Annotated in this window: 19 protein-coding genes; 2 read left to right on the top strand and 17 right to left on the bottom strand. The window is 54.7% G+C overall.

The window, feature by feature from the left end; all coding sequences use genetic code 11:
• Nucleotides 1-3 precede the first annotated feature (3 nt).
• The 17 genes from rplC to EOV40_RS04130 form a co-directional block, all read right to left on the bottom strand.
• The gene (rplC, locus tag EOV40_RS04210) at nt 4-687 is read right to left on the bottom strand and encodes a 50S ribosomal protein L3 (protein ID WP_003622704.1); all 684 of its coding nucleotides are present in this window, start codon (nt 685-687) and stop codon (nt 4-6) included.
• 10 nt (nt 688-697) lie between these two features.
• The gene (gene rpsJ, locus EOV40_RS04205; protein ID WP_007282720.1) at nt 698-1,006 is read right to left on the bottom strand and encodes a 30S ribosomal protein S10; all 309 of its coding nucleotides are present in this window, start codon (nt 1,004-1,006) and stop codon (nt 698-700) included.
• Nucleotides 1,007-1,114: 108 nt separating this feature from the next.
• The gene (tuf, locus tag EOV40_RS04200) at nt 1,115-2,305 is read right to left on the bottom strand and encodes an elongation factor Tu (protein ID WP_042786750.1); all 1,191 of its coding nucleotides are present in this window, start codon (nt 2,303-2,305) and stop codon (nt 1,115-1,117) included.
• A gap of 90 nt (nt 2,306-2,395) precedes the next feature.
• Entirely contained in the window at nt 2,396-2,872 is a 477-nt protein-coding gene (rpsG, locus tag EOV40_RS04195) for a 30S ribosomal protein S7 (protein WP_006116053.1), read from the bottom strand.
• A 14-nt stretch (nt 2,873-2,886) separates the two neighbouring features.
• Nucleotides 2,887-3,258 (bottom strand): 30S ribosomal protein S12, encoded by a 372-nt coding sequence (rpsL, locus tag EOV40_RS04190; RefSeq protein ID WP_003622698.1) that lies wholly within the window; start codon nt 3,256-3,258, stop codon nt 2,887-2,889.
• Between the two features lie 338 nt (nt 3,259-3,596).
• Nucleotides 3,597-7,772 carry a DNA-directed RNA polymerase subunit beta' gene (gene rpoC / locus EOV40_RS04185; protein ID WP_128105130.1) on the bottom strand — a complete coding sequence of 1,392 codons (4,176 nt, stop codon included), beginning with the start codon at nt 7,770-7,772 and terminating at the stop codon, nt 3,597-3,599.
• Nucleotides 7,773-7,865: 93 nt separating this feature from the next.
• Nucleotides 7,866-12,038, bottom strand: coding sequence for a DNA-directed RNA polymerase subunit beta (gene rpoB, locus EOV40_RS04180; RefSeq protein ID WP_050819559.1), 4,173 nt, complete (start codon nt 12,036-12,038; stop codon nt 7,866-7,868).
• Nucleotides 12,039-12,257: 219 nt separating this feature from the next.
• Nucleotides 12,258-12,632, bottom strand: coding sequence for a 50S ribosomal protein L7/L12 (gene rplL, locus EOV40_RS04175; protein ID WP_006116056.1), 375 nt, complete (start codon nt 12,630-12,632; stop codon nt 12,258-12,260).
• A 100-nt stretch (nt 12,633-12,732) separates the two neighbouring features.
• Nucleotides 12,733-13,251, bottom strand: coding sequence for a 50S ribosomal protein L10 (rplJ, locus tag EOV40_RS04170; RefSeq protein ID WP_050819558.1), 519 nt, complete (start codon nt 13,249-13,251; stop codon nt 12,733-12,735).
• 279 nt (nt 13,252-13,530) lie between these two features.
• On the bottom strand, nt 13,531-14,223 hold the full coding sequence (rplA, locus tag EOV40_RS04165; RefSeq protein ID WP_003622682.1) for a 50S ribosomal protein L1: 693 nt from the start codon (nt 14,221-14,223) through the stop codon (nt 13,531-13,533).
• A gap of 6 nt (nt 14,224-14,229) precedes the next feature.
• Nucleotides 14,230-14,664: a 50S ribosomal protein L11 gene (gene rplK / locus EOV40_RS04160; protein WP_003622680.1), complete on the bottom strand. Its 435-nt coding sequence runs from the start codon at nt 14,662-14,664 to the stop codon at nt 14,230-14,232.
• 104 nt (nt 14,665-14,768) lie between these two features.
• Nucleotides 14,769-16,379: an efflux transporter outer membrane subunit gene (locus EOV40_RS04155; protein WP_128105129.1), complete on the bottom strand. Its 1,611-nt coding sequence runs from the start codon at nt 16,377-16,379 to the stop codon at nt 14,769-14,771.
• Nucleotides 16,376-17,728 carry an efflux RND transporter periplasmic adaptor subunit gene (locus tag EOV40_RS04150; RefSeq protein ID WP_050819556.1) on the bottom strand — a complete coding sequence of 451 codons (1,353 nt, stop codon included), beginning with the start codon at nt 17,726-17,728 and terminating at the stop codon, nt 16,376-16,378. The genes EOV40_RS04155 and EOV40_RS04150 overlap by 4 nt, the downstream gene beginning before the upstream one ends.
• Entirely contained in the window at nt 17,725-20,898 is a 3,174-nt protein-coding gene (locus EOV40_RS04145; protein WP_128105128.1) for an efflux RND transporter permease subunit, read from the bottom strand. The genes EOV40_RS04150 and EOV40_RS04145 overlap by 4 nt, the downstream gene beginning before the upstream one ends.
• A gap of 97 nt (nt 20,899-20,995) precedes the next feature.
• Nucleotides 20,996-22,387: a sensor histidine kinase gene (locus EOV40_RS04140; RefSeq protein ID WP_080986773.1), complete on the bottom strand. Its 1,392-nt coding sequence runs from the start codon at nt 22,385-22,387 to the stop codon at nt 20,996-20,998.
• A complete protein-coding gene (locus tag EOV40_RS04135; protein ID WP_050819554.1) occupies nt 22,374-23,105 on the bottom strand; it encodes a response regulator transcription factor in 732 nt (243 codons plus the stop codon). Before EOV40_RS04135 ends, EOV40_RS04140 begins: the two co-directional genes overlap by 14 nt.
• Nucleotides 23,106-23,108: 3 nt before the next feature.
• Nucleotides 23,109-24,380, bottom strand: coding sequence for a DNA recombination protein RmuC (locus tag EOV40_RS04130; protein ID WP_050819553.1), 1,272 nt, complete (start codon nt 24,378-24,380; stop codon nt 23,109-23,111).
• Between the two features lie 236 nt (nt 24,381-24,616).
• On the opposite strand from EOV40_RS04130, the gene EOV40_RS04125 reads away from it, so the two are divergent.
• Together EOV40_RS04125 and EOV40_RS04120 are read left to right on the top strand one after the other, a co-directional pair.
• On the top strand, nt 24,617-25,885 hold the full coding sequence (locus EOV40_RS04125; RefSeq protein WP_087651402.1) for an MFS transporter: 1,269 nt from the start codon (nt 24,617-24,619) through the stop codon (nt 25,883-25,885).
• A 199-nt stretch (nt 25,886-26,084) separates the two neighbouring features.
• Entirely contained in the window at nt 26,085-26,483 is a 399-nt protein-coding gene (locus EOV40_RS04120) for a hypothetical protein (protein ID WP_050819551.1), read from the top strand.
• Nucleotides 26,484-26,507: the final 24 nt, after the last annotated feature.

The raw sequence follows: 26,507 nt of genomic DNA, 5'->3' as shown, positions 1-26,507 counted from the left end.
ACCTCAGCCCTCCGCCTTCACGAGGCCGGCCGGATAAGGCGCGTCACCATGGCGGGCTTTTTTAATGGCGTCACGGATCAGAACAACACCGTTCTTCGCTCCTGGCACGGAGCCACGAACCATGATCAGATTCTTTTCCGGATCGACCGCTGCGATTTCCAGATTCAAGGTGGTCACGCGTTCATCACCGAGATGACCAGCCATCTTCTTATTCTTAAAGGTCTTGCCGGGATCCTGGCGATTACCGGTCGAACCATGCGAACGGTGCGAAATAGACACACCATGCGTGGCTTCAAGACCAGCAAAATTCCAGCGCTTCATTGCGCCAGCAAATCCCTTACCTTTGCTTACACCCGTAACGTCAACCTTTTGGCCAACAACAAAGTGCGAAGCTGAAAGGGTAGCACCAACCTCAAGAGCGGCATCATCAGCTACACGAAATTCGCGAAGCGCCTGCTTGGGCTCCACCTTCGTGCGAGCAAAATGCCCACGATTCGGCTTGGTTACGTTTTTCACCTTGGCTTTACCCATACCCAGCTGAACAGCTACGTAGCCATCCCGTTCCTGGTTACGGACATCAACCACCTGCACATCATCAACATGCAGGACGGTAACAGGCACATGCGTGCCATCTTCCTTGAACAGTCGGGACATGCCCAACTTCTTTGCGATCAATCCGGTGCGCATCGTCTGGACCTTAGAGTTTGATCTCGACATCAACGCCAGCGGCGAGGTCGAGCTTCATGAGAGCGTCCACGGTCTGCGGAGTGGGCTCAACAATGTCGAGCAGACGGCGATGAGTTCGAATTTCGAACTGCTCGCGGCTCTTTTTATCAACGTGAGGAGAACGGTTAACCGTAAACCGTTCGATATGCGTAGGCAGCGGGATAGGACCCCGAACCCGCGCACCCGTACGCTTCGCCGTATTTACGATCTCTTTCGTGCTGTTATCCAGCACCCGATGATCGTACGCTTTCAGGCGAATGCGGATGTTCTGGTTGTCCATTTGTTTTTTAGTCCAACACTTTACCTATCCGGGGAATCCCGGCCGCCAAGTAAGACCCCGACCAAAATGAATCGGTCGGGGCCACTTAGGCTCAATATCCTCTATCGATTACTCGATAATGGAGGAAACAACGCCAGCACCAACCGTGCGGCCACCTTCACGAATAGCGAAACGCAGACCTTCGTCCATGGCGATCGGAGCAATCAGCTCAACTTCCATGGCGCAGTTGTCGCCCGGCATCACCATTTCGGTGCCTTCTGGCAGATGCACAACACCCGTCACGTCAGTCGTACGGAAGTAGAACTGCGGACGATAGTTGGTGAAGAATGGCGTATGACGGCCACCTTCTTCCTTCGTCAGGATGTAAGCTTCTGCCTTGAACTTCTTATGCGGCGTGATGGAGCCTGGCTTTGCCAGAACCTGACCACGTTCCACATCTTCACGCTTCGTGCCACGCAGCAGAGCGCCGATGTTGTCACCAGCTTCACCGCGATCAAGCAGCTTACGGAACATTTCAACGCCGGTTACGGTTGTCTTCGTGGTCGGCTTCAGACCAACGATTTCAATTTCGTCACCAACATTGATTACGCCGCGTTCCACACGACCCGTCACCACGGTGCCACGACCAGAGATGGAGAACACATCTTCGATTGGCATCAGGAACGGACGGTCAACCGGACGTTCCGGCTGCGGGATGTAGGAGTCAACTGCGTCCATCAGATCGCGAACGCGGTTTTCACCGATTTCCGGATCACCATCTTCCAGAGTTACCAGAGCGGAACCCTTGATGATCGGCACATCGTCGCCAGGGAACTGATAGGAAGACAGAAGTTCACGAACTTCCATTTCAACCAGTTCCAGCAGTTCCGGATCGTCAACCTGGTCAACCTTGTTCAGGAAGACAACCAGAGCCGGCACACCAACCTGACGAGCAAGCAGGATGTGTTCACGGGTCTGCGGCATCGGGCCGTCAGCAGCGGACACAACCAGGATTGCGCCGTCCATCTGCGCTGCACCCGTGATCATGTTCTTCACGTAGTCAGCATGTCCGGGGCAGTCAACGTGCGCGTAGTGACGCTTGTCGGTTTCATATTCCACGTGAGCTGTGGAAATGGTGATGCCGCGAGCGCGTTCTTCCGGAGCTGCGTCGATCTGGTCATACGCCTTAAATTCAGCGCCACCCTTCTTAGCAAGCGTCTTGGTGATCGCAGCCGTCAGAGAGGTCTTACCATGGTCAACGTGACCAATGGTGCCGATGTTGCAGTGCGGTTTATTCCGCTCAAATTTAGCCTTAGCCATTTTTTACTCCATGCCCCAAAAACCATTCGGGATGCAGTTGTTATAAGCCCTGCAAACTCACTGCAAGAGGAAATGCAGCAGCTTCTTTCATTACCAGCGATAGTGGCTGAATGCTTTGTTAGCTTCCGCCATACGATGGGTATCTTCCCGCTTCTTCACGGCTGCGCCACGGTTGTTGACAGCATCCAGAAGCTCATTGGAAAGCCGATCCTGCATGGTGTTTTCGCCACGCTTGCGCGCTGCATCAATCACCCAACGGATCGCCAACGCCTGACGGCGGTCTGCGCGAACTTCAACCGGCACCTGGTAGGTTGCCCCACCAACACGGCGAGAACGCACCTCAACAGCCGGCTTTACGTTATCCAGCGCACTGTGGAACAGCACCACTGCATCAGCACCGTTACCGCTACGACGCACCATGGCATCAAGAGCACCGTATACGATTCTTTCTGCAGCAGACTTCTTACCATCGTACATCAGCGCATTCATGAAGCGCGTGACAACGATATCTCCGAATTTCGGATCGGGAAGGATCTCGCGCTTTACTGCGCGATGACGGCGACTCATACCTGTTCTTCCTCTTATTTCGGACGCTTGGCGCCATACAGCGAACGACGCTGACGCCGCTTGGCAATACCCTGCGTATCCAGAACACCACGAAGGATGTGATAGCGCACACCCGGCAAATCCTTCACACGACCGCCGCGGATCAGCACAACACTATGTTCCTGAAGGTTATGACCTTCACCTGGAATATAGCTGACCACCTCATAGCCGTTCGTCAGACGCACCTTAGCGACTTTACGCAGTGCGGAGTTCGGCTTTTTCGGCGTCGTGGTATAAACGCGGGTGCAAACACCGCGCTTTTGGGGGCATCCTTGCAGCGCGGGCACCTTGTTGCGCTTGACCGCAGGCTTGCGCCCCTTGGCAATGAGCTGGTTGATGGTCGGCATGCGCCTTTCCCGATCCTTACACAGTTCGGCCGGCCGCCATTATTTCTGACTGCCGACTTTCATTAAAAAAGATCCCATCAGGCATTTGCCTGTATGGGGCTATGTTGGCATCCGGCCCCGCTTCCACCCCGGAAGCCAACCGCATGCTAGACTCACACAGAAAACCTAATTGCTCTTTCTATCCACAGGGATATCCAGAGCTGAGGGCTGCTACCTAACCTTCCCCCCGCCGGGAGTCAAGTTTTACCCTGCGATTCTTAAAGAATTGCGTCTGCTGTACATGAAAAAAGGACCAGAGTTTCCCCTGATCCTTTTTTCGTGCGGCATATTCGCAACGTTTATTCGGCCGCAGAACGCCCAACACGCTGGCGATCCTGCTCCGCGGCAATAGCCCGCAGACGCTTCATGACACTGCCCGTCCCTGCCGGGATCAAACGCCCGACAATCACGTTTTCCTTCAGGCCCATCAGCTTATCCACTTTCCCTGCCGTAGCAGCTTCTGTGAGCACGCGCGTGGTTTCCTGGAACGATGCAGCAGAGATGAAGGACTGCGTCTGCAGAGAGGCCTTGGTGATACCCTGCAGCACCGGCATACCCTGAGCAGGCCGTTCACCCGCCTTGAGACACTTGGCATTTTCAGCCTCGAACTCAATACGGTCAACGGTTTCACCAATCAGGTATGTCGTGTCACCCGGCTCCAGAATCTCAACTTTCTGAAGCATCTGACGCACGATAACTTCAATATGCTTATCGTTAATCTTCACACCCTGAAGACGATACACATCCTGAATTTCGTTAATCAGATAATCGGACAGAGCCTCAACACCCATCACCTTCAGGATATCGTGGGGCACCCGCGGACCATCGACCAGCGGATCACCTTTTTCCACAAAGTCACCTTCCTGAACGGAAATGTGCTTGCCTTTCGGGATCAGGTATTCCTGTTCCTCACCCGTTTCATCGTTCTTCACAATAACACGGCGTTTGGACTTGTAATCCTTCCCGAACTCAACGCGACCTTCCATTTCCGCGATAATAGCGTGGTCTTTTGGCCGGCGTGCTTCAAACAGTTCAGCAACGCGGGGCAGACCACCCGTAATATCGCGGGTTTTGGACCCTTCACGAGGCAGACGGGCCAGAACGTCACCGGCATTCACTTCCGTGCCGTTTTCAACAGACAGAAGTGTTTCGGGAGAGAGGAAGTAACGGGCATCTGCACCGTTATCCAGCTTCACCACATCGCCGTTGGCATCTTTAAGCTGCAGACGTGGGCGCAGATCCACCCCCTTACCTGCCTGCTTGTAGTCCACCACCACTTTGGATGTCAGGCCGGTCACTTCGTCCATACGCTCAACAAGCGTGATGGAATCAATCAGGTCTAGGTATTCAACCTTACCGGCTTTTTCCGTGATGATCGGAAGGGTGTACGGATCCCACTCAGCCAACTTCTGGCCACGTGCAACCTTTGCTCCTTCTTCCGTCAGCAAACGTGCACCATACGGCACACGGTAACGGGCTTTTTCCACACCGTTTTCGTCAGACAGCAGGATTTCACAGTTACGCGCCATCACGATCGGCACGTTCTGACTGTTATGCACAACGTTGCGGTTACGGATCACAACCTGACCATCGCGAGAAGCTTCGATCATGGACTGTTCTGCACCACGCTGTGCCGCACCACCAATATGGAAGGTACGCATTGTCAGCTGTGTGCCGGGCTCACCAATGGACTGAGCAGCGATAACACCCACAGCTTCACCGATATTTACCGGCGTGCCGCGTGCAAGATCACGCCCATAGCAGCGGGCACAAACACCAACGCGGCTATCACAGGTCAGCACGGAGCGGATATGAACCGTTTCCACACCAGACTTTTCAATACGTTCCGCATCGGCTTCATCAATCAGATGATTGCGCGGCACGATAACTTCACCGGTGCCCGGAACAATCACATCAGAAGCAACAGTACGACCCAGAATACGTTCGGACAGAGAAGCTACAACTTCCCCACCGTCCATAACTGCGCGAACTGTCAGACCGCGTTCACTGCCGCAATCTTCTTCAATAATGATGCTGTCCTGCGCCACGTCCACCAGACGACGGGTAAGATACCCGGAGTTAGCGGTTTTAAGCGCGGTATCAGCCAGACCTTTACGTGCACCATGGGTAGAGGTGAAGTAATCGAGAACCGACAGGCCTTCTTTAAAGTTGGCGATAATCGGCTGTTCAATAATTTCACCAGACGGCTTGGCCATCAGACCACGCATACCGGCCAGCTGCTTCATCTGAGCCGGCGACCCACGAGCCCCGGAGTGGCTCATCATCCATACGGAGTTGATCTGCTTACCAACTTCCTGACGAGAAATTTCTTTGGTCATGGCCGCCTGCACTTCGTCCGTGCAACGTGACCATGCGTCCACCACCTTGTTGTAGCGTTCGCCAGCCGTGATCAGACCATCCTGATACTGCTGTTCAAACTCTTTCACTTCGGCAGCCGTACGATCAACCAGTTCTTTCTTTTCGGGCGGGATGATCATGTCATCCTTACCGAAGGAAATACCGGCCTTAGCAGCGTGACGGAAACCCAGAGCCATCAGACGGTCACAGAAGATAACGGCTTCTTTCTGACCACAATGACGGTACACCGTATCAATAACGTCAGACACAGCCTTTTTGGTGAGCTGACGGTTGATAAGGGAGAACGGCACAGCTTCATGCTGAGGCAGGATCTGCGCAATCAGCACACGACCAGGGGTGGTCACAGCTGTTTCGTAGGTAACCTTACCATCTGCACCGACCTTCTGGAAACGTGCACGAATTTTATCATGCAGCTTCAGTGCACCGGCGCTCAGTGCATATTCCACTTCACCGATAGAAGAGAAAGACGGCGCACCTTCTTTAGTCAGAGCACCTGTTGTCTCGTCATACTCGCAACGATCCGGCGTGACCTTGAATTCAGGTGTTTCAAGGCTGAGGTAATACAGCCCCAGAACAATATCCTGAGAAGGCACGATAATCGGCTTACCATTTGCCGGGCTGAGGATGTTGTTGGTGGACATCATCAGCACACGCGCTTCAAGCTGGGCCTCAAGGCTCAGCGGCACGTGCACGGCCATCTGGTCACCGTCAAAGTCTGCGTTAAACGCGGTGCAGACCAGCGGGTGCAGCTGAATAGCCTTACCTTCAACCAGCACCGGTTCAAACGCCTGAATGCCCAGACGGTGCAGCGTAGGCGCACGGTTAAGCATAACCGGATGTTCGCGGATAACTTCTTCAAGAATATCCCAAACTTCCGGACGCTCTTTTTCCACCATCCGCTTTGCAGCCTTAATGGTGGTGGCGTGGCCGTATTTTTCCAGCTTGGCGTAAATGAACGGCTTGAACAGTTCCAGCGCCATCTTCTTGGGAAGGCCACACTGGTGCAGCTTAAGTTCTGGCCCCACCACAATAACGGAACGGCCGGAGTAATCGACGCGCTTACCCAGCAGGTTCTGACGGAAACGACCCTGCTTACCTTTAAGCATATCGGACAGGGATTTCAGCGGACGCTTGTTAGCACCCGTGATAGCCCGGCCACGACGCCCGTTATCAAACAGCGCATCCACAGCTTCCTGAAGCATACGCTTTTCGTTACGCACGATAATATCGGGCGCACGCAGCTCCATCAGGCGCTTCAGACGGTTATTACGGTTGATAACGCGACGATACAGATCGTTCAGATCAGACGTGGCAAAGCGACCACCATCCAGCGGCACCAGCGGACGCAGATCCGGCGGAATAACCGGAACCAGATCCAGAATCATCCATTCTGGGCGGGAACCGCTTTCTGCAAATGCTTCAATCAGCTTCAGACGCTTAACCAGCTTCTTGCGCTTGGCTTCTGAAGTTGTTTCCTTAAGTTCCTGGCGCAGCTCTACCTTTTCGGCATCGCAGTCAATGCGTTCCAGAACTTTTTTAATGGCTTCTGCACCAATACCGACTTCAACACCCTCATCGCCATATTCATCCATGGCATCAAGGTACTGTTCTTCCGTCAGCAAGGAGTACTGCTTCAGCGGAGACGTGCCGGGTTCCAGAACCAGGTAGCTTTCAAAGTAAAGCACCTTTTCCAGATCTTTCAGCGTCATATCAACCATCAGGCCGATACGGCTAGGAAGAGACTTCAGGAACCAGATATGGGCAACCGGGCTGGCAAGCTGAATATGGCCCATGCGTTCACGACGCACCTTGGCCAGCGTGACTTCAACACCGCACTTTTCGCAGATAATACCGCGGAATTTCATCCGCTTGTATTTACCGCACAGGCACTCATAATCCTTGATCGGACCAAAGATACGTGCACAGAACAGGCCATCCCGTTCTGGCTTGAATGTACGGTAGTTGATGGTCTCGGGCTTCTTGATTTCGCCATAAGACCAGGAACGGATTTGTTCGGGCGATGCCAGCTGAATCTTGATCTGATCAAACGTCATCGCCTGGCCGGTCTGGCCAAGAATTTTCATGAGCTCATTCATGTGCCGAAGCCCCCAGCGGGAAACGGGGAGCCGAGGTTTCTACCCCGGCCTCCCCTTTGAAATAAGAACGGATAGTGGTGGCGAAATTCACCGTCACTCGGCCCCCTGCTCCAGTTCCACGTTCAGACCCAGAGACTTCAGCTCCTTGATCAGAACGTTAAAGCTTTCCGGAATACCGGCCTCAAAATCATCCTGCTCACGCACGATGGATTCATAAACTTTGGTTCGGCCAGAAACGTCATCCGACTTCACAGTCAGCATTTCCTGCAGAGTGTAAGCTGCGCCGTATGCTTCCAGCGCCCACACTTCCATTTCCCCAAAGCGCTGACCACCAAACTGCGCCTTACCACCCAGAGGCTGCTGTGTAACCAGCGAGTATGGGCCGATAGAACGTGCATGGATCTTGTCATCAACAAGATGGTGCAGCTTGAGCATGTAGATGTAACCGACCGTTGTTTTACGCTCGAACGGCTCGCCTGTGCGTCCGTCAATCAGCTGAGACTGACCGGATTTATCAACACCAGCTTTTTCAAGCATGGCTTCAATATCCGGAATGGAAGCACCATCGAACACAGGAGTTGCAATCGGCACGCCTTTACGCAGGTTATTGGCCAGTTCAACCAGCTCATCATTGCTCATATTTGCAATGTCTTCGCTGTAAACCTTATCCCCGTACACATCCTTCAGGCGATCCAGCAGTTCCTGACGTTTTTCGCCATTACGCTGGTATTCATCCACCATATCGCCGATGCCACGGCCAATTTTGGCACAAGCCCAGCCCAGATGGGTTTCCAGAATCTGCCCCACGTTCATACGTGAAGGCACACCCAGCGGGTTCAGCACCAGATCAACAGCCGTGCCATCTTCCAGGAACGGCATGTCTTCAACTGGCACAACGCGGGAAACCACACCCTTGTTACCATGACGACCGGCCATTTTATCCCCGGGCTGCAGCTTACGCTTAACAGCCACGAAAACCTTGACCATCTTCATCACGCCAGGTGGCAGTTCATCACCACGCTGCAGCTTTTCAACCTTGCTTTCAAAACGTGCCTGAATACGGGCAATAGCCGCATCAAATTCACGCCGCAGGGTTTCAAGCTCGGCCATTACACTGTCAGAGGCGACAACGATCTGGCGCCACGTAGCACGCGGGTGCTCATCCAGAACCGCATCCGTGATTTCGGTTCCGGAGCGAATGCCCTTGAACCCAGCACCAGCAACCTGCCCCAGCAGTTTTTCACGCAGACGGCTATAGAAAGAGCGTTCCTGAATAGCGCGTTCATCGTCACGATCTTTGGCCAGACGTTCGATTTCCGCACGTTCAATAGCCATGGCGCGTTCGTCTTTATCCACACCACGGCGGGAGAACACGCGCACATCAACGATTGTACCAGACGTGCCAGGCGGCAGACGCAGGGACGTATCACGCACATCGGAGGCTTTTTCACCAAAGATGGCACGCAGAAGTTTTTCTTCCGGTGTCATCGGGCTTTCACCCTTTGGCGTCACCTTACCGATCAGAATATCACCCGGATTAACTTCGGCACCTACGTAAACAATGCCGGCTTCGTCCAAGTTCCGCAGGGCTTCTTCACCCACATTCGGAATATCACGCGTAATTTCTTCCTGACCCAGCTTGGTATCACGCGCCATGACTTCGAATTCCTCGATATGGATCGAGGTGAAAACGTCATCCTTGGCAATCCGTTCGGAAATCAGGATGGAGTCTTCGAAGTTGTAGCCGTTCCAAGGCATAAACGCGACCAGCACGTTACGGCCCAGCGCCAGTTCACCCAGCTCCGTGGAAGGACCATCGGCAATAATATCACCGGCCCGCACATTGTCACCAACATGAACTAGCGGACGCTGGTTGATGCAGGTGGACTGGTTGGAACGAGAATATTTGCGCAGACGGTAGATATCCACACCCTGCGTAGAACCTGCTGCGTTGGTTGCACGCACCACGATACGGGCACCGTCAATCTGGTCAACCACACCATCGCGCTTGGCGACAATTGTTGCACCAGAATCACGCGCCACAGCAGCTTCCATGCCTGTACCAACCAACGGCGCATCGGAACGCACCAGCGGCACAGCCTGACGCTGCATGTTGGAACCCATCAGTGCACGGTTCGCGTCATCGTTTTCCAGGAACGGAATAAGCGCCGCAGCAACAGACACCAACTGCTTGGGAGAAACGTCACACGCTGTAACTTCTGTTGGCGGAACCAGACGGAAATCACCGTTACGGCGCACAGAGATCAGATCGCTTGTCAGCGCACCCTGATCGTTCACCTTGGCATCGGCCTGCGCAACAACCAGCTTTTCCTCTTCCATAGCGGAGAGGTACTTCCAGCCATCCTGCAGCACACCGTCTTTTACCAGGCGGTAAGGCGTTTCAATAAAGCCGTATTTGTTCACTTTGGCATAGGTTGCCAAAGAGTTGATCAGACCAATGTTCGGGCCTTCCGGCGTTTCAATTGGGCAGATACGGCCGTAATGCGTTGGGTGAACGTCACGCACTTCAAAGCCTGCACGCTCACGGGTTAAACCGCCCGGGCCAAGCGCTGAGAGACGACGCTTATGCGTAACTTCAGACAGCGGGTTGGTCTGATCCATGAACTGGCTGAGCTGAGAAGAACCGAAGAACTCACGCACAGCAGCAGCAGCTGGTTTGGCGTTGATCAGGTCATGCGGCATGACCGTATCAATATCCACAGAACCCATGCGTTCACGAATGGCACGTTCCATACGCAGCAGGCCAATGCGGTACTGATTTTCCATCAGTTCACCAACCGAGCGAACACGGCGGTTACCAAGGTTATCAATATCGTCAATCTGGCCGCGACCGTCTTTCAGGTCACACAGCGTTTTAATGGTGCGCAGAATGTCTTCTTTACGCAGCACACGCACTGTGTCCGGCACATCCATGTCCAGACGCATATTCATCTTCACGCGACCAACGGCGGAAAGATCATAGCGGTCAGGATCAAAGAACAAGCCGTTCAGCATGGCTTCGGCGGTTTCCGCCGTTGGCGGCTCACCAGGGCGCATCACACGGTAGATATCAATCAGCGCTTCATCACGCGTGCTGTTTTTATCTACCGTAAGTGTATCACGGATCCACGGACCGTTAGCTGCATCAATCGCCAGCAGAGGAAGTTCCGTAATACCGGCTTCTTCCAAGGCAGCAAGACGTGCCTCGGTGATTTCTTCACCAGCCTCACCATAGATTTCGCCAGTCTGCATATTGACGATATCATGGGCAATGTAACGGCCAAGCAGATCGATTTCACCCACCAGCACTTCACGCGTTTTTTCCGCGATCTTGCGCACCATGCGGGCCGTTAGCTTGGTTTCGGCTTCTGCCACCACCTCACCGGTTTCTGCGTCCACCAGCGGTGCCAGCAGCTTGAGACCACGGAAAGAGTCCGCATCAAATGGACGGGCCCAGCCTTTAGGTGTTTTTATGAATGTGACAGCATTATAGAAATAGGCGAGGATTTCATTGGCATCCATCCCCTTGATTTCCATAGAGTCAACATCGCCACCTTCAGCTGCTTTCGCTTTGCGTGCAGCTTCAGATGCCGCGCCTTCAAGCGCATACAACAGCGTGGTAACAGGCAGCTTACGCTTACGGTCAATACGAACGTAAAGCAGATCTTTGGCGTCAAACTCAAAGTCCAGCCAAGAACCACGGTAAGGAATAACGCGCGCAGCAAACAGATATTTGCCGGAAGAATGCGTCTTACCTTTATCATGATCAAAGAACACACCGGGTGAACGGTGCATCTGGCTAACAATAACGCGCTCCGTACCGTTTACGATAAAGGTGCCGTTGTCTGTCATGAGCGGCATATCGCCCATATAAACCGGCTGTTCCTTAATATCGCGGATGGAACGAGACCCCGTATCTTCGTCCACATCCCATACGATCAGGCGCAAAATAACCTTCAACGGTGCAGCATATGTCAGGCCACGCTGAATGCACTCTTCCACATCATACTTAGGCTCTTCAAATTCGTAGCTAACGAATTCCAGACGCCCCCGCCCCGCAAAATCGTTGATGGGGAAAACGGAACGGAATACCTCCTGCAAACCTGTTGGAGTACGCGCATCAGGCGATACATTTGCCTGAAGGAATGTCTCGTAAGACGCACGCTGCACGTCAATCAGGTTCGGCATCGGGGCGATTTCGGGAATCCGCCCGAAACTTTTGCGAATCCGCTTCCGTCCTGTGAACGATTTAGTGATTGCGTTCATCGTCGCTCCTGCCCCGCCCATTTATCTCGGACCATCATGCCCGTGGTCTTCCCGCGAGCCTGATGGTCCGACCTAATTTTGGTCTCAAGCCCATACCGGTTTTACCCGGCTCCTGTTTCAGATCAACCCGAAACAGGCAAACGGGCAGAGGCACAGCGCCCCCACCCGAAAACCTTTTTTCCCATTTCTCCGATGCCATGCATCAGAAATTTGGCAAACTTACTTGACTTCGACGGTTGCCCCGGCGTCTTCAAGAGCCTTTTTGATCTTGTCAGCTTCGTCCTTGCTGACACCTTCTTTAACGGTCTTCGGCGCACCTTCAACCAGGTCCTTAGCTTCTTTCAGGCCCAGACCGGTGATGCCGCGGATTTCCTTAATCACGTTGATCTTCTTGTCGCCAGCGCTGGCCAGAACAACCGTGAATTCGGTCTTTTCTTCAGCCGGAGCAGCAGCAGCACCAGGTGCAGCAGCAGCAACTGCTACAGGAGCAGCAGCGGAAACGCCCCATTTTTCTTCGAGCAGCTTGGAAAGTTCAGCAGCTTCAAGAACGGTCAGAGCGGACAGTTCGTCAACAAGCTTAGCAAGATCAGCCATAGTTTGACTTCCTAATATAGATACTGGTTAGCAGAACGCAACCTTCAAGCACGAAGGCAGCGCAAAATTCTTGAACATTCCCTCATACAAGGGAATGAAATCAGGCAGCTTCACCCGTTTTGGCATAGGCCCCAAAAACACGTGCAAGCTGGCCTGCCGGCGCCTGAGTAACGCTGGCGATACGCGTAGCTGGCGTGGAGATAAGACCCACGAGCTGCGCGCGCAGCGCATCAAGAGACGGCAGCTCGGCCAGAGCCTTGATTCCATCGGCGTCAAGCACCTGAGAACCAAGAGAACCACCAAGCAGCACAAGCTTGTCATTTGTTTTGGCGAACTCAACGACAGCCTTAGCCACAGCCACAGGGTCTTCAGACCACGCAAGCGCGGTCGGGCCCTGCAGCATCGGTGCGATGCCGTTGAACTGGGTCCCATCCAGGGCGAGAGTTGCCAGCCGGTTTTTAGCGACCTTATAGTTCGCACCCGCTGCACGCACCTTACGCCGCAGTTCCGTCACAGCAGCCACAGTCAGCCCGTCATTACGGGTGACCACAACCATGGACGTCTGGGCGAAAACGGCGGCCAGAGAGGCGATAAAGGCCTTCTTTTCCGTACGGTTCAAATCCCGTCTCCGTCTTGTTCCATCAAGCTTACGCCCAACAGAACGGGTTGCCCTTTAGGTTCCACCATACATAGCGGAACCCGCTCGCCTGTCCTTGAAACGGAATATCTGGCGTGCCGTAAATACGACCTGTAACCAGCATTCCCGTCTTACCGTTCGCCAACCCGAAGGTTGATTAAAACCGCAGTTGCGCACGGTCTCGGACAGGAAGAAGGAGCAGCCGTAACCACCCCTTCATGCACCACGCCAACCCGAAAGCTGGCGCAGCGTCATTCTTTCTCAGCCAGCGAAGGCAGAGAGGTCCAGCTGAACGCCCGGGCCCATGGTGGAGGACAGAGCGCCCTTCTTCATGTAAGCACCTTTTGCGCCAGACGGACGAGCCTTCTGCACGGCATCAATAAATGCACGTACGTTTTCAGCCAGCTTGTCTTCGCTGAAGGAAGCCTTGCCAACGCCAGCGTGCACGATACCGCTCTTTTCAGCACGATATTCAACCTGACCAGACTTAGCCGCTTCAACAGCGCCCTTTACGTTCATGGTCACGGTGCCCAGCTTGGGGTTCGGCATCAGCCCACGTGGGCCGAGGATCTTACCCAGACGACCCACCAGGGCCATCATGTCAGGCGTAGCAATGCAGCGGTCGAAGTTGATTTCGCCAGCCTGCACTTTTTCCATCAGATCTTCTGCACCCACGATATCTGCACCAGCAGCCTGAGCCTCTTCAGCTTTCGGGCCACGTGCAAATACAGCAACGCGCAAGGTTTTGCCCGTGCCGTTCGGCAGGGAAACAAAACCACGAACCATCTGGTCTGCATGACGCGGGTCAATACCCAGGTTCAGTGCAATTTCAACGGTTTCGTCAAACTTGGCTGTTGCGTTGCTTTTTACCAGCGCAACAGCTTCATCAACACCGTAAGCTTTACCAGCTTCAACCTTGGCACGCGCAGCGGCGAGACGCTTGTTCTTTGCCATGATAGATTAGCCCTCCACCACATCGATGCCCATGGAGCGGGCAGAGCCGATCAGCATGCGCACTGCGCCATCCAGATCGTTTGCGTTCATGTCCTGCTGTTTCTGTTCAGCAATTTCACGAAGCTGGCTCATGGTCACCTTACCAACGCTGCCACCCTTACCAACTGTCTGGCTGCCTTTGGAAATCTTGGCGGCCTTGAGCAGGAAGTAGGTGTTCGGCGGGGTTTTGGTGATGAAGCTGAACGTACGGTCTGCATATGCGGTGATAACCACCGGAATCGGCATACCAGGCTCAAGACCCTGGGTCTTGGCGTTAAATGCCTTACAGAATTCCATGATGTTCAGACCGCGCTGACCCAGTGCCGGACCAACCGGCGGGGAAGGATTAGCCTTACCAGCGGGGATCTGAAGTTTGATGTAGCCAACAACTTTTTTGGCCATATCCGGGACTCCTCAAAATGAACCCGGACCGCGGTTCTTCCGATTCCGCACCACGCACAGGGCGCAGACAAGAATCTCCCGCGTTCCGATCAGAAGTGCCGCGCTTACCGGGGCGTTGGCCGTGTGTCAAGTGGTTGTGTGTTTTTCATGCCGCCCGTCAGATCATTGGAAACCGGATCTGTCTGGGTGCTAATGCCGCCCAGTGGCGCTGCATGGCGCAGATTTTCATACTGTAAGGGCTTGAAAGGCATGATGGTTTCCTCACCATGCGGCAACTGGCTGCGAGACCACCCGCCCCCAAGGGCCCGCACAAGCTGCACACGTGCATCCACCTGCCGGGTTTGGGCCTGCACCAATGAAATGCGCGCGTTCAGTGCCGCCACCTGTGCCACCACAACATCCAGATAATTGGTAAGCCCGCCGGTATATAGCGCCATTGTCATACCCTGCGTGCGCAAGGCGGCATCTACGGCGTTGCTTTCCTGCTTTACCTGCGTTTTTAAACGATTGGTGCGCGTGAGGTTATCTTCCACTTCCTGAAAGGCATCCAGCACCGTGGCACGGTAAAGATCTTCCGTTTGCCGATAGCCCGACCACGTGCGCTGCAATTCTGCACGCCGCAAGCCACCCTGGAATAACGGCAGCACAGCTTGCGCCCCAAACTGGTACATAGCGTTGTACAATGAGGCCAGATCGAACCCGTTATCCATAAAGCCTGTCATGGCGTTAAACGTAACGTGCGGATAAAACGCCGCGCGGGACACACCAATGGCCCTATTAGCCTGAGCCATACGCCGTTCTGCCGCGGCAATATCTGGCCGGCGTTCCAGCAAGGTAGAGGGCAGCGCCACGGGTGGTTCTTTATCCGCAAATGTCAGCTTGGTAACCGGCGCGATATGGAACGAGGCCGGAGCCTGATTGACCAGCACGGCAATGGCATGTTCCATCACATCGCGCTGGGTGCGAATATCTGTTTCCTGCGCCTGTGTTGTGTAAAGCTGGGCTTCTGCGCGGGAGACATCCATGCCCGGTGCAATAGCTCCGGCCAGACGCATGCGCGTAACCTGCACGGCTGTTTGGTAATACCGGATAGAATCCTTGTACACCGCATCCTGCGCATCCAACCCGCGCAGAATAACGTAATCCGATGCCAGTTCAGCCTGTAGGCTCAATCGTGCCGAGGCGTAATTTGCAGCATTTTCCTGCACGCCCTGCTTAGCCATACGAATACGGTTACGGATGGCAGACCAGAAATCCGGCTCCCACGTGGCTGTGGCTGAATACTGCTCGGACGACATATACATCGGCCCGGTTGCCCCAGCCCCACGCCAAAGCCTGTGTTGCGAGCCTTTATATTTTTCTCCGCTCGCAGCCCCATTCAACTGCGGATAGAGGTGGGATTTGGCCTCCGCCGCCATATCGCGCGATTGCATGAACGCCTCAGCCTGCGCCTGCAAATCCGGGTTCAGGCGCATGGCCTGATCTTCCAACTGGTTCAGCACCGGGTCACCCAGCATTGTCCACCAATCTGGGCGAATGGCATCATCCGATGGATGCGCGGGCTTCATCACCCCCTGCCCGCTCCAGTTATCGGGCAGCACAAATTGCGCGGGCTTGTAACGTGGGGCCATATCACACCCAGCCAAGGCTGATGTGGCCACCCCCACCAACAAAATATGCGTAACGTGACGCGGCAGAATGTTTCCCTTCCTCATGGGCGGGCCCCGGCTTCAGATGCATCCGCACTGTCATCAGGCATCGCGCGGGTATCATCCCCTTCTTCCTGTTCGGAGGATTTTGTGGGGGAAACTGGCTTTTGGGGTTCCTGCTTTTTGGCCGCAGGCGGTGTGCTGGGCATGTTATAGCCGGGAGTGCCTTTAACAATGCGCACCTCCTGCCCATCCAGCAGACCAGCAGATGGGTTGTTAATAACCCGATCCGTTTTTTTCACACCGCGCAGAATCTGCACCGTTGTGCCGAAATTGGTGCCCAGCGTGACACTGACAAGATGCACGTGGTTGGTATCGTCCACCAATGCAACCTGTGTACCTTCCGCCCTGAACACAATGGCGCCCAGCGGCAGAATCAGCTCATCCGTATCACCGGGAGCATGGAACGTGGCTGTGGCGTAGGAATTGGGCCAGAGCTCTCCTGATTTATTATCCAGTGTCAGTTCTGTGGTGACGGTACGGGTAGAGGCATTAAAGGCCGAAGCCGTGGCCAAAAAATGTGCCCGGAATGTGCGTTCAGGATATTGCGGGATACTTAAATCTGCCTCCAGCCGAGGGGAGATAATATCTGCATAATCCTGCGGCACGGCCACAAACACACGCATGGCATGCACATCTGCCACACTAAACAGCTCAGTGGCATTACCGTGGGCATCTACATCCCCTCGCCCGGCGTTGACGTAATCCCCCACATCCGCCAGGCGCGATGTGACGACACCATCAAACGGCGCAACAATCTTTTTGAACGCCTCCAACGCAGCATAACGTTCCACATCATGCTGGGCAGCTTCCACCTCGGCCTTCTGGGCTTCGGCATTGGCCGCCTGCACGTCCACTTCCTGCTGAGAAACAGCTTGCGTGCCCTGCAGGGCCTTCCAGCGTTTTGCTGTAATCTGGGCTAGCTTGTACCGCGCCAGCGCCACATTCAGGTTGGCTTTGGCAGCGGCAAACTGAGCATCCAGCCCCGGCGTATCAATTTCGGCCAGCACATCGCCCGCCTTCACCTTGGCGCCAAAGTCTTTGTACCACATTTTCACATAGCCAGAGACCTGCGCATAAATGGGCGCCTGATACCATGCAGCTATATTGGCTGGCAGGGAAAGCGTGCGTTCATCTGGCCCCGGCTGGGGAAAGATAACCTGCACAGATGGAATGGCGTTATGTGCCGTTTCGTGCGCCAGATTAACATACTGCGTGTGGCGTTGAACAATGCCCACCACTGCCAGCAGGATAGCAACCCCGCCAACAGCCACAAACCCGATCTTGCGTTTACGTGTGCTGCCAGCCGGCGTGGGAGATTGAGGCCCTGAAGCGTCTGGATGCTCTTGGGTCATGCGGCAGCTTCCTCTTGTTCGGTTTCATGCGGTTTTTTACGTGTGTGCAGCATGGCAAATACGCAGGGCACGAACAGCAACGTGGCAACAGTTGCCACCATCAGGCCGCCCATAACCGCCTTACCCAAGGGTGCGTTTTGCGAATTACTTAAAGACATGGGCAACATGCCAATAATCATGGCGGAGGCTGTCATCAGCACGGGGCGAATACGCTCAAACCCGGCTTCCAGCGCAGCCTTAATGGCATCACCGTGCTCTTCCAGCCGTTCACGCGCAAAGGCCACCACCAAAATGGCGTTGGCCGTGGCCGTGCCCATGCACATAATGGCCCCTGTAAGTGCTGGCACAGAAAGCGTGGTGTGCGTCAGAAACAGGCTCCATGAAATACCAGCCAGCGCACCGGGCAATGCGGTGATGATGATGAACGGGTCCAACCAGGACTGAAAGTTCACCACAATCAGCAGGTAAACCAGCAGCACGGACATGGCCAAGCCACCCAGCAACTGCACATAGGCACTGTTCATGGTGACAGCCTGCCCCAGCACGCTGAGGGAGGAACCATGCGGCAGATTTCCCTGAGCCTCATCTACAATACGCGCCACCTCGCGCGAGACGGTGCCAAGATCTATCCCTTCGTTTGTGGCGTAAATATCAAACACCGGCATGATGTTGTAATGCGCCACCTCCGCCGGGGTGCCGATCTGGTCGATCTTGCTGAGCCCACCCAGAATCTGCGGGTCTTGGCCAGATGGGTTGCCATCCCCTTTATCAACAGGCGTGATTTCCAGATCATTCATGGTCTGGAGGAAGGGGGCTGGCGTTTGAATATCGATCAGATGCGAGACACCTGTTTTTGTATCCAGCCAATACACCTGCCCGACCTGAGAACTGCCGGACAGAGAAACCAGCGCGTTATTGGCCACATCGGATTCTGTAATGCCGGTGCCCAACGCATAGGTGCGGCGGGTATTCACCATCAGGGTTGGCGTTGTCATGGGCTGTTGCACAAACACGTCTGTCAGGCCCGTAACATGGCGCAGGCGTTCTGCCAGACGGTTTGCAAAACGGAAGTTTTCCGACAGGTTGCGCCCAACCACCTGCACATCAATAGGAGATGGCAGACCGAAGTTCAGGATTTTGGCTGTCAGATCCCCCGGCAGGAAGGAGAACTGCGTGCCAGGGAACTTCATGTTGAGGTTATGACGCAAAAGCCGCCGATATTCCGCCACAGGGGATGCCGGATTTTTAAGCGAAACCGTAATATCGCAATCCTGCGTGCCCACGGTTGGCGTTGGAATATAAGCCTGATTCAGCGGGCTGAATGGTAGGCCGCAGTTATCAACCAGCCCTTCCACCTGCCCCGGCAGTGTGCGTTCGATCTCATCATTCACCAACTGAGAAATCTTGCCGGATTCCTCCAGCCTTGTGCCAATAGGCGCACGCATATGCAGGGCAATGGCATCGGAGTTTACTTCGGGGAAGAAATCCTGCCCCACAAAGAACAGCAGCCCCAGAGAGCCAAGCGAGCACAGCACAAACACCGGCACAAAAGTGCCACGCGTTGCCACCAGATGCGAAAGCAGTTCGTGATAGCGATACCGGAACTGCTCAAACTTGTGCTCAAACCCACGCTGAAAGCGGCCAAAAATGGTTTTGGGTTCCTGCGGGCCATGTGCATGGGCCGCCACCTGTGCCGCCAGCATGTATTTGGCCATGGTGGGCACCAGTGTTCGGGACAGAATGAAAGAGGCGATCATGGCAAAAATGATGGCTTCTGCCATTGGCATGAACAGCCAGCCTGCAACGCCCGTCAGCTGGAACAGCGGCATCCACACAATACAAATGCACATGGTGGACACAAAGGTGGGAATAACAATCTGGTTGGCGGCATCAATAATGGCCGTCTCCAGATCCTTCTCCATCTCAAGGTGTGCATCGATATTTTCGATCATCACCGTGGCATCATCCACCAAAATACCCACGGCCAGCGCCAGGCCACCCAGTGTCATGACGTTGATGGTCTGCCCAGCCCAGCCCAGCCCGATAACAGAGCACAGCATGGCCAGCGGAATGGAGGTGGCAATAATAACGGTGGAACGCCAGGAGCCCAGAAACAGCAGCACCACAAGTCCGGTCAGGCAGGCGGCGGTCAGCATTTCGCGCACCACGTCCTGCACGGATTCCTTCACGAAGGTGGAGGCATCATTCAGGATCTTGATGCTCACACCTTCAGGCAGGGTTTTTACAATGCCCGGCAGCAGCTTTTTAACCCCCGCCACAACATCCAGCGTAGAGGCATCACCGCTTTTCATAATAACGATCAGAACGCCCTGCTGCCCTTTAACCAGCACAAGGTTGGTTTGTGGCGGCCCACCTGCATGCACCCATGCCACATCCTGCAAGCGCACCACGGCATCCCCCACCTGTTTGATGGGGATCATGTTCAGCTCTTCCATGTTTTTGGGAGAGGCGTTGGTCTGAACCATCCAGTCAAACGGACCAATGCGCTGGTCACCCGCTGGCAGCACAATGTTCTGGCTGTTCAGCGCGCGTGAGACATCTACCGGAGAAAGCCGATGCGCCAGCAGCTTAACCGGGTCCAGATCCACCATGATATTGCCCGGCTGCCCCCCGTAAGGGTTGGGAATGGCAGCCCCCGCCACCGAAACAAGCGCCGGGCGGATAAGGTTGGAGGACATGTCGTAAATCTGTGAGGCCGTCATGGAGGTGGAAGACACCTGCAACGTCACAACCGGCACAGAGGACGCGTTATAAGCCAGCACCAGCGGTGGCGTAGAGCCTGTGGGCATCTGCTTGATAACTGTCTGCGATACCGAGGTAATCTGGGTTTGCGCCACAGATGTATCCGTACCGGGCTGGAAGTAGATCTTCACAATCCCACGGCCGTAATACGACTGGCTCTCGATATGCTCGATATTATTCACGGTCGCGGTCAGGGCGCGCTCGTAATAATACACCACGCGGCCAGACATATCCTCGGGCATCAGGCCCGTATACGTCCAGACCACCGCCACAACAGGAATACGAATGCTGGGGAATACGTCTGTAGGCGTGTTGAAGATCCCCCTGATTCCGAACACCAGAATCAGGATGGAAAGCACCACAAACGTATACGGCTTTTTAAGCGCGGTAACGACAATTTCGTTCATGCGCTCCAACCTTGCACGGTTAGAGACGCTGCATTGCAGACAGGCAGATTTGGCATGGTTTTATCGTTACATACATATCTGCGGCCCGCCAACATCATTACGTGCAATCTTCAACCTTTTGTAAAAAAGCGGATGGAAAGGTAATTCTGAAACAGGTGCCAACACCCTGCGCCCCTGTTTCAATGGTAAGGTGGGCTTCGTGCAGATGCGCAATGGCACACACAAGGCTAAGCCCCAGCCCGCTACCCGGCACATGGCGGCTTTTGTCCGACCGATAAAAGCGTGAAAGCACAGCTTCTCTTTCTGTCGGGGCAATACCTACACCCGTATCCATAACAAACAGGGTTGCCGCCCCGTTGATACGCTGTGAACCCAAAACAATGCGCCCACCTTCTGGTGTGAATTTGATGGCGTTATCAACCAGATTGGCCAAAAGCTCGATCAACAAGTGCCGGTCTCCCCATACAAAGCAGGGGGCTTCACCCTCCTTTGCAACCAGCACTTTATCTTCCATTTCAGCTATGGGTTCATACAAATCAAATACGTCTGCCACCAAATCGGCTAAAAGAACCTGCCCAAAGCCCGCTTTTCTGCGGCTATTCTCTATTTCTGCAATGCGCAATAATGCGGTGATAATACCCAAACACTGGTCCAGATCATCCACCGCGCGCCCTACCGCGGCCTCTAACGCCACCGGGTCTGTGCCTGCAGAAAGGGCGCGCTCCAATCTGGCACGCACGCGGGAAAGAGGGGTGCGCAAATCATGCGCGATATCGTTTCCCACCTCCCGCATATCGTCCATCAGCCGCTCCAGCCGGTCCAACATGCGGTTCACACTGCCTGCCAGGCGCTCCAGATCATCCCGCTCCTTGGCGGCGGGCAGACGTTCATGGATATCACCGGCCATAATGCGGTCTATGGCTTCGTGCATTTCCTTTACGCGGGAAAGTGCACGGTGGCTGAGCACAATTCCCAGAAACAGCGCGAACACAAAAGTGGGAATAGCCGCCACCAACATGGTGTGGCGCAGCATAAGCTTTTGTTCGGAAAGCAGATGGAAACTGCGCCCCAACACCAAAATGGTGCCATCTGGCAGTGTTTCTGCCAACACACGTAAGGGGTACGAATCCCCTTCTTCGGGGTAGATTTCTACGTTATGGGGCTTGCCATCAGCCTTCAGCCCCTTTGGCCACGTACGCAGATCCCCTGCAATAAGGGCATGGCCAGAATCAAACAGCCCGGCACTGTTAATGATAAGCCGCAGATCATCCGTGGCGCGGCGGCGAATCACATATTCCAGATGTTCGGGAGACATCTGGGCCAGCAGTTCGGCCTCACCTTTCAGCAACTCGGTGGAACGGCGAGATTCCACAGCCTCAAGCTGCGCGTAAACCAAGCCAAACTGCATGACCATCACCCCCGCCATGGCAGCCAGCGCCATAAGGGTGATACGGAAGGTAGCTGTGCGAAAAAGCTCAGTCAGGAACACGCAGCCGGAATCCCGTTCCGCGAATACTCTCGATCAACGGTTCCTCTCCCGGCCCATCAATTTTCCGCCGCAGCTTGCCGATATGCACATCCACCAGATTGGTGCGCGGAATAAACCGATACTGCCACACATCTTCCAGCAACATGGACCGTGTGAGCACCTGCCCCGGCCTGCGCATAAGGTATTCAAGCAAGCGGAATTCACGCGGCAGCAGCTCAATTTCCCGCCCATCGCGCCAGACACGGCGTTCTATCAGGTCCATATCAATTGGGCCCAGATGCAGCTTGGTGCTGCGCGTATCATCCGGCCGGCGCAACAGGGCCTCTATACGGGCCACCAGCTCTTCTATGGCAAAAGGCTTGGTAAGATAATCATCCCCACCGGCCTTAAGGCCGGTTACCCGATCATCCACCGCAGAAAGGGCAGAAAGCACCAGAACCGGCAGGCGTATGCCCTGCTGGCGCATGGTTTCTATAACGCTCAAACCATCCAGACCGGGCAAAAGACGATCCACCACCATAACATCGGCCTCTAGCCGTAAGGCGGCTTCCAGCCCGGCATCTCCTGTGGCTTCATGCAGCACCTTAAAACCGCGGGCTGTCAGTTCAGCTGCAATTTCTTCGGCTATGGTGCCATCATCTTCTACCAGAAGCACCGTTTTCCCATTGGGTGAGAAAAAATCGGTATCTTCCTTGAGCATATCTGCTGTTCCATTCATCTGTTACCCTGATGCCGTCCCATTTGAATCAACACCAGTAAATTCAATTTCAGACTCTTCCGTTCCGGCGGCATTGTCTTCCGGTTCATCCAGTTCACGCAACTTGCGGCTGACCGAACGTGTACGCCTGCGGGCTTCCTCGATAGAAAAGGACATAGCCTGTGCATTGCGCGCCAGTTTATCCAGCACGCCATCCATCTTGATCATTTCCTGCCGCGTGGCCCCCAGCAGGCGCGCTATGGTTTCTGTCCGCTCTTCCAGCGCAAGTGTAACGTACCCCAAATGGATTGTGCGCAACATGGCTGGCATAAGGGCAGGCCCCATAACCATAACCCGAAACTGCCGCCCCAGATCATCAATAAGCCCCGGCATACGTGCCACTTCTGTATATAACCCATCTGTGGGCAGATATAGTACCGCAAACTCCACCGTTTTAGGCGGGTGAATATATTTGCTGGAAATCTTGCGCGCCTCTAGCCGCATGGTGTTTTCCAGAGATTTGCGGGCCGCCTTTTCTGCTGCTGTATCGCCTTCATCTGCAGCATTTAACAACCGCTCATAGGCTTCTGTGGGAAACTTGCTATCTACTGGCAACAAGGGCGGCGTGCTGGATTTAACCGGCATGCGTATGGCAAATTCCACCACGTCATTCCCGTTACCAATCCGCACATTGCTTTCATACGTACCGGGCGGCAGCACATCATCCAGAATGGCGCGTAACTGGGCTTCCCCCCACCCGCCACGGGTTTTGACATTGCTGAACAGGCGTTTGAGGTCTCCTATCTGGCCTGTCATGGCCCTTACCTCACCCATGGCCTTCTGCATGGCAGAAAACTGCTCCAGCACACGCTGGAACGATGTTTGCATCTGCTGCTCTACAGCTTCGTGCAACTGTTCCGTAACGGCACGGCGGATAGAGGCAAGCTGCTGGGCAGATGTATCTGCCAGATTACGCAGGGCTTCGGCCTGTGCAGCGCGGGCTTCGGCCTGTTCTCGGCCCAGCCCTCCGGCCAGCGCGCCAAGCTGTTCTGCCAACTCCGTGCGCATGCGTTCAATGCGCCCACCCATGGCGCGTTCCATTTCCACCATGCTGTTGCGCTGGGCCGCAATATCAGAACGCGCAGTTGCGGCCTCCCGCTCTACCAGAACATACAACCGCGCCAGCAGGTCTGCATCCGTGCCACCACCGGATTTAGGGCGTAGCAAAATGGTAAGGCCCGCCCCAAGCAACAGGGCGCACACAGCAACACTCAAAAGAACAATTATGGAACTCATGCCTCGTTTTGTCTTATGTCCGCAGCAAGAGCAAGCACCAGAAACGCATAGATTGCCCACCAGAACAGCTTTATCGCGGCACCGTAATGACAATCGACCACAGGCAGTGGTATGACCTGCCCCTTCGCCTGCCCTGCGTGCAGAACATGCGCTGCGTGGCAGGCCATTTAAAACATATCATTCAGGTGGCGGGTTTAAATAACACCGTGCCTTTTCCAGACAGGAGAACAATAAGAGTGAACACGGCACAGCGCATTCGCGGCATTGTGGCAGGTTCCGCAGGTAACCTGCTGGAATATTTTGATTGGTATGTTTATTCCTCTTTTACCATTTACTTTGCGCATGCCTTTTTCCCGCACGGAAATCCTACCGTAGAACTGTTAAATGCAGCCGCAGTATTTGCTGTGGGTTTTTTCATGCGCCCTGTGGGCGGGTGGCTTTTGGGCATGGCGGCGGATCGATATGGCCGGCGCAGTGCGCTCACCATTTCCGTGCTCACTATGTGTTTAGGGTCCTTGGCCATTGCCGTGTGCCCGACTTATGACCAAATCGGCCTTGCCGCCCCGCTGCTACTGTTAATTGCGCGCCTGCTGCAAGGCCTGAGCCTTGGTGGCGAATACGGGGCATCTGCCACCTATCTGGCAGAAGTAGCTACACCGGAACATCGCGGATTCTGGTCTGGCTTTTTGTATGTCACGCTGGTTATGGGCCAGCTTTTAGCGCTTGTCCTGCTCCTGCTCATGCAATACGTGCTGCTGACACCACAGCAGATTGCAAGCTGGGGCTGGCGCGTGCCGTTTCTGATCGGTGCCTTGGGCGCTGTGCTGGTGTTCTGGCTGCGCCGCCAGATGACAGAAAGCGACAGCTTTAAAAGCGCACACACGGAAGAAGAAAAAGGCGGTATTCGCGTTCTTCTGCACCATTGGCGGGCGGTGCTGACAGTATGCGGCCTAACACTTGGGGGCACCGTAGCGTTTTATACCTACACCATTTACATGCAGAAATATCTAGCCAACACGCTGGGCTTTCCCAAGGAAACGGCAACCCTTATTTCTACCGCCAGTCTGGTTGTTTTTGCCGCCATGCAACCTGTTTTTGGCGCCATTTCCGATAAGATTGGCCGCAAGCCGCTGCTGTTGTTTTTTGGCTTTGGCGCCACTTTTGGCACCATTCCGCTACTGCATGTGCTCGCCACTGCTTCATCCCCATGGGTGGCTTTTGGCCTGATTGTTACGGCGCTGTTTATTGCGTCTGGCTACACATCCATTAACGCCATTGTTAAGGCAGAACTGTTTCCAACCCGTATTCGCGCTTTAGGGGTGGCTCTGCCTTATGCACTTACGGTTTCCATTTTTGGGGGCACCACGGAATATATTGCCCTGTGGTGCAAGCAGATCGGCCATGAAAGCTGGTTTGCCGGTTATGTTTCCATTTGCGCAGCGGTTACCCTGTTTACAGTTTTACGCCTGAAACTGGCAGACCGCATTACCACCCCAGCCCACTAAAACCTTGCACACGGCATACTGCTTACGTTGAATATGCAGTATGCCGATTATGAGCACTCCAAGTACGTACCTTGGGGTTTCATAAAATAAGCATACAAAATAACGCCGCGGATACGCCTTTAATTTGCCATAAGACGCGCCATTATTTGAGATGAGACAAAGAACGCAGGTGTAATCCTGTTTCAAGGAGGCTCATTTCATGCGCCAGATAACCAAACTTCTGATGGCCCTGCCCGTTATTGCCGGTCTTGGCTTGGCAAGCGTGCCCGCGGCGCAGGCGCAACCCGGCCCACATATGATGGGCGGCCCTGGTTGGGGCGGTGGCCCGCGTGGCGGGCCGGGTGGCCCCGGTTGGGGTGGCCCCAGAGGCGGCTATTATCATCATCGTGGCCCCGGTGGTGGTGCTATTGCCGGGGCTCTTATTGGCGGATTGGCCGTAGGGGCCCTGGCAGGCGCCACAATGGCTGGCGGGCCGCCGGTAGCTTACGCACCGCCGCCACCACCTCCGCCACCAGCTTACGTGGTACCCGCCGTACCTGTTATGCCCGGCCCGGGTTATGGCTATTACGGCCCCCGTGGATATTACCAGACATGGTAATCTGCCAGACGATTACAGCTGAAG

This window comes from Acetobacter oryzoeni (genome assembly GCF_004014775.2).
Lineage (GTDB): Bacteria > Pseudomonadota > Alphaproteobacteria > Acetobacterales > Acetobacteraceae > Acetobacter > Acetobacter oryzoeni.
The sequence above is the reverse complement of the archived record's forward strand: the minus strand, read 5'-3'. Positions and strand labels throughout refer to the sequence as shown.

Bases quoted from the DNA above. Each gene is read 5' to 3' on its own strand.
- EOV40_RS04130 (WP_050819553.1), bottom strand. From the start codon at position 24,380: ATGAGTTCCATAATTGTTCTTTTGAGTGTTGCTGTGTGCGCCCTGTTG.
- rpsL (WP_003622698.1), bottom strand. From the start codon at position 3,258: ATGCCGACCATCAACCAGCTCATTGCCAAGGGGCGCAAGCCTGCGGTC.
- rpsJ (WP_007282720.1), bottom strand. From the start codon at position 1,006: ATGGACAACCAGAACATCCGCATTCGCCTGAAAGCGTACGATCATCGG.
- tuf (WP_042786750.1), bottom strand. From the start codon at position 2,305: ATGGCTAAGGCTAAATTTGAGCGGAATAAACCGCACTGCAACATCGGC.
- rplC (WP_003622704.1), bottom strand. From the start codon at position 687: ATGCGCACCGGATTGATCGCAAAGAAGTTGGGCATGTCCCGACTGTTC.
- EOV40_RS04120 (WP_050819551.1), top strand. From the start codon at position 26,085: ATGCGCCAGATAACCAAACTTCTGATGGCCCTGCCCGTTATTGCCGGT.
- EOV40_RS04150 (WP_050819556.1), bottom strand. From the start codon at position 17,728: ATGACCCAAGAGCATCCAGACGCTTCAGGGCCTCAATCTCCCACGCCG.
- rpoB (WP_050819559.1), bottom strand. From the start codon at position 12,038: ATGAACGCAATCACTAAATCGTTCACAGGACGGAAGCGGATTCGCAAA.
- rplL (WP_006116056.1), bottom strand. From the start codon at position 12,632: ATGGCTGATCTTGCTAAGCTTGTTGACGAACTGTCCGCTCTGACCGTT.
- rplK (WP_003622680.1), bottom strand. From the start codon at position 14,664: ATGGCCAAAAAAGTTGTTGGCTACATCAAACTTCAGATCCCCGCTGGT.
- rplA (WP_003622682.1), bottom strand. From the start codon at position 14,223: ATGGCAAAGAACAAGCGTCTCGCCGCTGCGCGTGCCAAGGTTGAAGCT.
- rpsG (WP_006116053.1), bottom strand. From the start codon at position 2,872: ATGAGTCGCCGTCATCGCGCAGTAAAGCGCGAGATCCTTCCCGATCCG.
- EOV40_RS04135 (WP_050819554.1), bottom strand. From the start codon at position 23,105: ATGAATGGAACAGCAGATATGCTCAAGGAAGATACCGATTTTTTCTCA.
- rpoC (WP_128105130.1), bottom strand. From the start codon at position 7,772: ATGAATGAGCTCATGAAAATTCTTGGCCAGACCGGCCAGGCGATGACG.
- EOV40_RS04145 (WP_128105128.1), bottom strand. From the start codon at position 20,898: ATGAACGAAATTGTCGTTACCGCGCTTAAAAAGCCGTATACGTTTGTG.
- EOV40_RS04155 (WP_128105129.1), bottom strand. From the start codon at position 16,379: ATGAGGAAGGGAAACATTCTGCCGCGTCACGTTACGCATATTTTGTTG.